The following is a 7,816-nucleotide window of genomic DNA, read 5'->3' on the forward strand; positions in this document are numbered from 1 at the left end:
CCTGCAACGAATGGAGGCACGGCTGAACGCGAGGCTCGCCGTACGGCAGCCGAAAGGAATCGCGCTGACCGACGAAGGGCAGCGGCTGTACCAGGAAGCCGTCGGCATCCTCGAGCGCGTGGAGGCGCTGCCAATCAACATCGCGGGCGACCACGGCGACGTGCAAGGCACGCTGCGCGTCGTCGCCCCGCTCGGTTTCGGCCGCAAGTACGTCGCGCGGATCGTGCGCGACGTGCAGCGCGCGCATCCGAAGCTCGAAATCTCGCTCCACCTGTCGGAGAGCCCATTGACCACCGCATCGGGGGCCGACGTGGTCGTGCATGTCGGCAGCCTCAAGTCGTCTTCGTGGATCGGCTATCCGCTCGCGCCCAACGAGCGCTTCCTGTGTGCGAGCCCCGGCTACGCGCGCCGCCTCAAGGACCTGAATCATCCGTCCGACCTGACCCGCTACGACTGCCTGTGCCTGCGCGAGAACGACGAAGACATCCCGCGCTGGCGCTTCTCGCCCGGCCGCGGCGTCAAGGGCGAATCACGGCGGTCTACCGTCATCCGCGTCACGGGCGCGCTGTCTTCCAACGACGGCACCGTCATCACCGAATGGGCGCTGGCCGGGCTCGGCATCGTCGAACGCTCCGAGTGGGACGTCGCGCCGCTGCTCGCGAACGGCAAGCTCGTGCGGTTGCTGCCCGGCTGGAGCCTGCCGCCCGCGCCGGTGACGGCGCTGTTGCCGTCGCGTACCGGCCGCTCCGCGCGGCAGCGGGTATTTCTCGACGCCGCGCGGCAGTTTCTCGATCCGCCGCCGTGGCGCGGCAAGGCGTGAGCCTTAAATTCGATTTAATGGCAGATTAGCCCCGCATTAAACACGACGCGAGCCAACCGCCCTACAGTGTCCGCATCGACAACCCCGCCCTCGGACGCATCGTGGACCTTCACACCCTCAACACCCCCGCCGCATTGATCGATATCGACCGCATGCAGCGCAACATCGCCCGCATGCAGACGCATCTGGACGCGCTCGGCGTGCGGTTCCGGCCGCATGTGAAGACCACCAAATGCCGGCACGTCGTCGACGCGCAGATCGCGGCGGGCGCGCAGGGCATCACGGTGTCGACGCTCAAGGAAGCCGAGCAGTTCTTCGCGCACGGCATCCGCGACATCGTCTACGCGGTCGGCATGGTGCCCGCCAAGCTCGGCCAGGCGCTTGCGCTGCGCCGCCAAGGCTGCGACCTGAAGATCGTCGCCGACAGCCTGCCGGCCGCGCACGCGATCGCCGCGTTCGGGCGCGAGCACGGCGAACGTTTCGACGTGTGGATCGAGGTCGACGTCGACGGCCACCGCTCGGGCATCCCGCCCGACGCCGACCTGCTGATCGACGTCGGCCGCGCGCTGACCGACGGCGGCATGCTGCTCGGCGGCGTGCTCGCTCACGCGGGCTCCAGCTACGAATACGACGCGCCCGAGGCGCTGGCCGCGATCGCCGAACAGGAGCGCAGCCGCACCGTGCGGGCCGCGGAGCGCCTGAGAACCGCCGGCTTGCCGTGCCCGGTCGTGAGCATCGGGTCGACGCCCACCGCGCTCGCGGCGGAACGGCTCGACGGCGTGACCGAAGTGCGCGCCGGCGTGTACGTGATGTTCGACCTCGTGATGCACAACGTCGGCGTGTGCGAACTGTCCGACATCGCGCTGTCGGTGCTGACCACCGTCATCGGTCATCAGGAAGAGAAAGGCTGGGCGATCGTCGACGCGGGCTGGATGGCGATGAGCCGCGACCGCGGCACGCAACGCCAGGCGCGCGATTTCGGCTACGGGCAGGTCTGTACCGAAGCCGGCGACGTGCTCGGCGACTACCTGCTGAGCGCCGCCAACCAGGAGCACGGGATCGTGTCGCGGGCGGGCACGCCGGATACGGGCATCGCGCAGCGGTTCCCGATCGGCACGCGGCTGCGCATCCTGCCGAATCACGCGTGCGCCACCGGCGCGCAACATCCCGACTACCAGGCGGGCGACGACGGCGCCGCGCAGACGTGGCCGCGCTTCTACGGGTGGTAAGTGAAGTCCGGCGTGCATGCCGGATCATCCATTCATTGACTATTTGTCCAATTCTGGACAAACTTTAAATACTCTCGATTCGTCCCGCACCGAACAGCCCCCGACCATGCCGACCGACGCCCGCCTCCTTCTCCTCGACCGCGATGCCGTCGAGCCTGCCCTGCAGACCGAGCAAGTGATGGCGGCCGTGCGCGAAGCCTTCGTGCTGCACAGTCGAAGGGCCGGACGCGTATTCCCGGTGGTGCGCGAGAAGCTGCATACCGGCGGCGTGTTCGGCATCAAGTCGGGCGACGTCGCCGGCCAGGACCTGCTCGGCTTCAAGGCGGCCGGATTCTGGCCGGCCAATCGAACCGTCGGCGGCGAGCCGCATCAGGCCACCGTCGCGTTGTTCGATCCGGCGACGGGCCGCCCGCTGTGCATCATGGACGGCAACGCGATCACCACCGCGCGGACCGGCGCCGCCGGCGGCCTCGGGCTGCAACAGCTCGCGCGGCGCGACAGCACGCGGCTCTGCGTGTTCGGCACCGGCGTGCAGGCGCGCGTGCAGCTCGACTACGCACTCGCGCTGCTGCCGCGGCGATGCACGGTGCAATACGTGACCGTGAGCGGCGAGTCGGACCCGGCATTCGAATCGCGCTTCGTCGAACGATGCACGATCGGCGTGGCGCGCGACCGGAACGAAGCGGTCGCCGATAGCGACGTGGTGATCACGGCCACGCCCGGCGGCGGCCCCTTGTTCGACGCGGATGCGGTGCAGCCAGGCACCCATCTGACCTGCGTAGGCGCCGATACTGCCGGCAAGCGCGAACTGCCGGCCGGCGTGCTGGAACGCGCGCGCATCGTCGTCGACGATCACGATCAGGCGCGCAGCATCGGCGAGTGCCAGTGGGCGCCGGATTTGCCGCGCACGGAAATCGGTGACATCCTCGCGGGTGCGACATCGGTCGAGCGCGCCGCGCACGAGATCACCGTCTTCGACATGACGGGGCTCGCGCTGCAGGATCTGACCGTCGCGCGCTTCCTGTATCGACACGCGCTCGACAACGGCAGCGGAACCTCCGTTCCGTGGCCCTGGTAAAACGACTTCCCGCTTTCAACCGCCATGCGTCTCGCCAAAGTTTCCGCCCTCTCGTTCGACCTCGACGACACCCTGTGGCCGTTCGGGCCGTCCGTCGTCCGGGCCGAGGCGACGCTGCGCACATGGCTGATCGAGCACGCGCCCAATACCGCGAGCGTGCTTCCGACGCAACAGGCACTCAGTGCGCTCCGTGAGGAATACGAACGGTTGCGCCCGGATCTCGCCAGCGACTATCGCGCGATGCGAATCGGCTCGATCCGGCTTGCGCTGGAACGCGCGAACGAAGATGTCTCGCTGACCGAGTCCGCCTACGACGTCTTCTACGCGGCGCGCAATCGCGTCGAATTCTACGAAGACGCGTTGCCGGCGCTGGCGTGGTTGAGCGCCCGCTTTCCGCTGATCGCGGTCACCAACGGCAATGCCGACCTCCGGCTGACCGGCGGCGGCGAATTCTTCCGCACGACGCTCAGCGCGCGTGCATTCGGCTTCGCCAAGCCGGAGCCCGAAATCTTCCATGCGGCGGCGGACGCACTCGGCGTGCGGCCGGCCGAATTGCTGCATGTGGGCGACGACTTCCACCTCGACATCGTCGGCGCGCTGAATGCGGGGCTTCAGGCCGCGTGGGTCGTGCGCGAGCCTCGGGCGGACGGGGAACCGGCTCCGCCGCAGGCGGCGACACCGCATCTCACGTTGCGCGATCTGGCGATGCTGTGTCGTGCGCTCGGCGGACCCGATACGGTGTCGTGATCGCACGCGGACGCGGCGGGTCGTGCCGATGCGGCACATGACCCGCCGCCCGTTTCACTTTCACGCCGCCTTCCTCGCGTCCGCGATCCGCTGCGGCGCCTTCGGCCGTGCATACAGCCGTTCGAGATACGCGCGCAATTGCGGGAACGGTTCGATCAAGTGGCATTCGCTCGCCCAGTCGATCAGGTAGGCCGTCACGCAATCGGCCACCGTCAGCGAATCGCCGACGATGAATTCGCGCCCTTCGAGATGCGTGTCGAGAATCGCGGCCATCGTCATGAAATCCTCGCGGGCCAGTTCGATATCGGCCGGCGAGCGCTTCTCCGGCGGATAGAGGAACGTATGCCGCGTGATCCGCCACAGCGGCTGCTCGAGCTCCGTCACCGCGAACATGATCCATCGATAGGCTGCGCCCGCAGCGCCGGATCGACGGGCAGCAGCGCCTTCTCCGGGTACTTGTCCGCGAGATACAGCACGATCGCGGCCGATTCGGGAATCACGAGGTCGCCGTCCACCAGCACCGGCACCTTGCCGGCCGGATTCAGGCGCAGGAAATCGGGCCGCTTGTGCTCGCCCTCGAGCAGGTTGACCGATACGAATTCGAAATCCGCATCCAGTTCCTTCAGCCCCCACAGCGCCCGCTGCGAGCGGGTGCCGGCAAATCCGTAAAGCTTCATCGCCAGTCTCCATCCAGAACGTCGTAAAAATGTCTGCCGCATGCCGGGCATGACACATCGCGCGAAGCGACGCGCGGCGCCCCGCAGCGCGCGTCGCTCATGCGCCGGGAATCGCCAGCACCGGCATCACCTCCACCGACACGCCCGGGAACAGCGTGAAATGCGGATGACCTTCGAACAGCGCGGCGGCCGCCTCGTGCGATGCCGCCCGCACGACGGTGAAGCCGCTCAGCGCATTGGTCGTGTCGTGGATGCCGCTCGCGTCGATGCGCTTGGTCTTGCCAAGCGGCCCGCCCAGCTCGACGATCGCGTCGCGATGGCGCTCGACCCACGCATGCCACGCGGCGATGCCATCGCGCTCGCGCGTGCGCCGCTCGTCCTCCGGCAGCGCCATCCATGCCTTCATCGCCGGGCTGTCCCGGGTCCCGAGAAATACGGCGAGATACAACTGTTGTTGCGCACTCATGCCTTCTCCTCCGATGACGGGCACGGCGGGTTGCCGCGCCTCGACCTTGACAAGATAGGTTGATATCAACACAATTGCAACATGGCACGAAAAGAAAAGCTTCCCTTCGAAACGACGCTGATGGTGCGCGATTGCTGCCTGTGCCTGCACATGCAGCGCGCGGCGCGCAATCTGGCGCGCATCTTCGACGATGTGCTGCGCCCGCTCGACCTCACCAACGGCCAGTTTTCGCTGCTGATGTCGTTGAACCGGCCGCAACCGGCCCCGATGAAATCGGTCGCGTCGCTGCTCGCGATGGACCGCACCACGCTCACCGCGGCGCTCAAGCCGCTCGAACGGCGCGGCCTCGTCACGATTACGCAGGACCCGGATGACCGACGCAGCCGCCTGCTGGAACTCACGCCAGCCGGGCACGAGCTGCTGGCCGAAGCCTTCCCGCTGTGGCAGCAGACGCATGCCGAGATCGAGCGGCCGTTCGCGCCGGGCGAAGTCGACCAGTTGCGCGGCCAGTTGCGCACGCTGTCGATCGAGCCGGGGTCGCGCGACTGAGGCGGCGCACGGATCGTGCTGCAGCCGTCATGCGCACGTTCTGTCACACGCTGTCAGCAGACATTGCATACGCCGGTCGCACCGCCCGATTCGATGGCAATATCGCTCGACACGACAACCGATCCGGTATTCACGAGGAGACGAGCATGGGCAACAACGAGAAAGGCGCGATTTTCCGGTCGCTTCACCGCGCAGGCCAGCCGCTGGCGCTGTTCAACGTGTGGGATGCCGGCAGTGCGCGGGCGGTGGCCGACGCCGGCGCCGCTGCGCTGGCCACCGGCAGCTGGTCGGTCGCGGCAGCCAACGGTTTCGGCGACGGCGAGCAAATGCCGCGCGCGCTGATGATGGAGATGCTGGAGCGGATCGTGCGCGCGACGGACCTGCCCGTCACCGTCGACCTCGAAAGCGGCTACGGCGAGCGGCCGGAAGAGGTCGCCGAGACGATCGCACTCAGCATCCGGGCCGGTGCGATCGGCTGCAATCTCGAAGACAGTTTTCCGTCGACGGGCGAACTGCGCGACGTCGACGACGCGGCGGCCCGTGTCGCAGCAGCCCGGCAGGCGGCCGATCGCGCGGGCGCCGACTACTTCATCAACGCGCGCACCGACGTGTTCTTCACGGCCGCAGCCGATACGCACGACGAACGATTGCTCGACGCGACGCTGGCGCGCGCCAGCGCTTATGCGGCGGCCGGCGCCGACGGCCTGTTCGTGCCGGGCCTACGCTCGCCCGCGCTGATTCGCGCGCTGACGGCCGCGTCGCCGCTGCCGGTGAACGTGATGCGCGTCGCGGAAACGCCGACGCTCGCGGAACTCGCCGAGTACGGCGTGGCGCGTGTCAGCCACGGGCCGTATCCGTATCTGCAGGCGATGAAAGCGCTGGCGGCGCTGGTCAAGCAAGGCGGCTAAACGCATTCAAGAGGCAGCGGGCGGGCGCTCGCGCGTCAAACGATTACATCGCATGTCATTGGCGCGCGACACGCCCGCCCCTACGCTTCGGGTGTCGCACAGTCTGCTGCGGCACCTGCATCGCGCATCGATCGGCCCCATGACCGACGATGGCACGCGGCACCTGCTCGACGCGCACACGCAGCGTACGGACCGATGCTCAGGAGACCTTGATGAAATCGATGAACGCGCGCAGCGCGGGCGGCACGAGACGCCGCCCCGGGTAATACAGAAAGGGCCCCGAGAACGGTCGCCACCACGGTTCGAGCACTGGTTCGAGCGCGCCGCTGTCGAAATGCGGGCGCACCCAGTCTTCGAACAGATACAGGATCCCCGTCCCGGCGATCGCCGCGTCGACCATCAGCTCCGTCGCCCCGCCAATCTGGACCAGCAGCGGCCCGGCGGCCGGCTCGACCCGCACGACCTCGCCGTCGCGCTCGTACTCCCACGGCGGCATCGCGCCGCTGGCAAAGCGTCCGCGCATGCACCGATGGCCGAGCAGGTCGCGCGGATGCCGGGGCCGGCCGTGCCGGTCGAGATAGTCGGGCGCCGCCGCGGTCGCGAACCGCTGGATGCGCGGGCCGATCGGCACCGCGATCATGTCCTGTTCGAGCCGTTCGTCGTAGCGGATGCCCGCGTCGCAGCCGGCCGCCAGCACGTCGACGAAACTTTCGTCGGCGGTCACTTCCAGCCGGATGTCCGGATACGCATCGAGAAAGCGCGGCACGATCGCCGGCAACACGAGCCGCGAGGCGCTGACCGGCACGTTGAGCTTCAGCGTGCCGGCCGGTCGGCCGCGGAATTCGTCGATACCGTCGAGCGCCGCCGCCACTTCGGTCAGGGCCGGCGCGAGGCGCGCGAGCAGGCGCTCGCCGGCTTCGGTGGGCACGACGCTACGCGTCGTGCGGTGCAGCAGCCGCACGCCGAGCCGCGCTTCCAGCCGGCGCACGGCCTCGCTCAGCCCCGACGCGCTGAGGCCCGTCACGCGTGCGGCATCGCGGAATCCACTGGCGCGTGCCACGGCCATGAACGCGTTCAGATCGCCCAGATCGGTTTGCATTGTTCGCCTTTTCGTACAACCCGTGCGAATTATGCCGGCTTATCGCGCAGGCGACTCGTCCTTATGCTGAACGCATTCATCTCTTCGACAGGAGTACGGTCATGCCCGATATTCGCCACACCGCCACCTTCAGGCTCGGCGATCGCCACGTCAGACGGATCGGCTACGGCGCGATGCAGCTCGCAGGCCCCGGTGTATTCGGCCCGCCGAAAGATCGCGAAGCCGCATTGAACGTGTTGCGCG

At 68.1% G+C, this 7,816-nt stretch carries 8 protein-coding genes and 2 pseudogenes; 7 read left to right on the plus strand and 3 right to left on the minus strand.

Annotation, left to right across the window (positions count from 1 at the left end):
• The 4 genes from JMF90_RS14630 to JMF90_RS14645 form a co-directional block, all read left to right on the plus strand.
• Window positions 1-820, plus strand: an 820-nt coding sequence (locus JMF90_RS14630) for a LysR substrate-binding domain-containing protein (protein ID WP_201325192.1), incomplete at its 5' end; no start/stop codon positions are given.
• Window positions 821-921: 101 nt separating this feature from the next.
• Entirely contained in the window at window positions 922-2,049 is a 1,128-nt protein-coding gene (locus JMF90_RS14635) for a DSD1 family PLP-dependent enzyme (protein WP_011694607.1), read from the plus strand.
• Window positions 2,050-2,155: 106 nt separating this feature from the next.
• Complete coding sequence (locus JMF90_RS14640; RefSeq protein ID WP_011694606.1) at window positions 2,156-3,127, plus strand: ornithine cyclodeaminase family protein; 972 nt, start codon at window positions 2,156-2,158, stop codon at window positions 3,125-3,127.
• A 24-nt stretch (window positions 3,128-3,151) separates the two neighbouring features.
• Window positions 3,152-3,874: an HAD family hydrolase gene (locus JMF90_RS14645; RefSeq protein ID WP_011694605.1), complete on the plus strand. Its 723-nt coding sequence runs from the start codon at window positions 3,152-3,154 to the stop codon at window positions 3,872-3,874.
• 60 nt (window positions 3,875-3,934) lie between these two features.
• On the opposite strand, the pseudogene JMF90_RS14650 reads toward JMF90_RS14645, so the two are convergent.
• Together JMF90_RS14650 and JMF90_RS14655 are read right to left on the minus strand one after the other, a co-directional pair.
• A pseudogene (locus JMF90_RS14650) lies at window positions 3,935-4,551 on the minus strand (glutathione S-transferase family protein).
• A gap of 97 nt (window positions 4,552-4,648) precedes the next feature.
• On the minus strand, window positions 4,649-5,017 hold the full coding sequence (locus JMF90_RS14655) for a hypothetical protein (RefSeq protein ID WP_011694603.1): 369 nt from the start codon (window positions 5,015-5,017) through the stop codon (window positions 4,649-4,651).
• A gap of 81 nt (window positions 5,018-5,098) precedes the next feature.
• On the opposite strand from JMF90_RS14655, the gene JMF90_RS14660 reads away from it, so the two are divergent.
• Together JMF90_RS14660 and JMF90_RS14665 are read left to right on the plus strand one after the other, a co-directional pair.
• On the plus strand, window positions 5,099-5,566 hold the full coding sequence (locus JMF90_RS14660; protein WP_011694602.1) for a MarR family winged helix-turn-helix transcriptional regulator: 468 nt from the start codon (window positions 5,099-5,101) through the stop codon (window positions 5,564-5,566).
• A 146-nt stretch (window positions 5,567-5,712) separates the two neighbouring features.
• A complete protein-coding gene (locus JMF90_RS14665) occupies window positions 5,713-6,474 on the plus strand; it encodes an isocitrate lyase/phosphoenolpyruvate mutase family protein (RefSeq protein ID WP_041489634.1) in 762 nt (253 codons plus the stop codon).
• Window positions 6,475-6,673: 199 nt separating this feature from the next.
• Here JMF90_RS14665 and JMF90_RS14670 read toward each other — a convergent pair whose 3' ends face one another.
• Window positions 6,674-7,573, minus strand: coding sequence for a LysR family transcriptional regulator (locus JMF90_RS14670; protein ID WP_011694600.1), 900 nt, complete (start codon window positions 7,571-7,573; stop codon window positions 6,674-6,676).
• A 101-nt stretch (window positions 7,574-7,674) separates the two neighbouring features.
• Here JMF90_RS14670 and JMF90_RS14675 point away from each other — a divergent pair.
• Window positions 7,675-7,816: pseudogene (locus tag JMF90_RS14675) on the plus strand (oxidoreductase); the annotation flags it as partial.

This window comes from Burkholderia sp. E168m23 (assembly GCF_016586125.1).
GTDB lineage: Bacteria > Pseudomonadota > Gammaproteobacteria > Burkholderiales > Burkholderiaceae > Burkholderia > Burkholderia orbicola.

What these genes read in the sequence shown, in the direction of transcription:
- JMF90_RS14640 (WP_011694606.1), top strand. Translation starts at nt 2,156, where the DNA reads ATGCCGACCGACGCCCGCCTCCTTCTCCTCGACCGCGATGCCGTCGAG.
- JMF90_RS14645 (WP_011694605.1), top strand. Translation starts at nt 3,152, where the DNA reads ATGCGTCTCGCCAAAGTTTCCGCCCTCTCGTTCGACCTCGACGACACC.
- JMF90_RS14655 (WP_011694603.1), bottom strand. Translation starts at nt 5,017, where the DNA reads ATGAGTGCGCAACAACAGTTGTATCTCGCCGTATTTCTCGGGACCCGG.
- JMF90_RS14660 (WP_011694602.1), top strand. Translation starts at nt 5,099, where the DNA reads ATGGCACGAAAAGAAAAGCTTCCCTTCGAAACGACGCTGATGGTGCGC.
- JMF90_RS14665 (WP_041489634.1), top strand. Translation starts at nt 5,713, where the DNA reads ATGGGCAACAACGAGAAAGGCGCGATTTTCCGGTCGCTTCACCGCGCA.
- JMF90_RS14670 (WP_011694600.1), bottom strand. Translation starts at nt 7,573, where the DNA reads ATGCAAACCGATCTGGGCGATCTGAACGCGTTCATGGCCGTGGCACGC.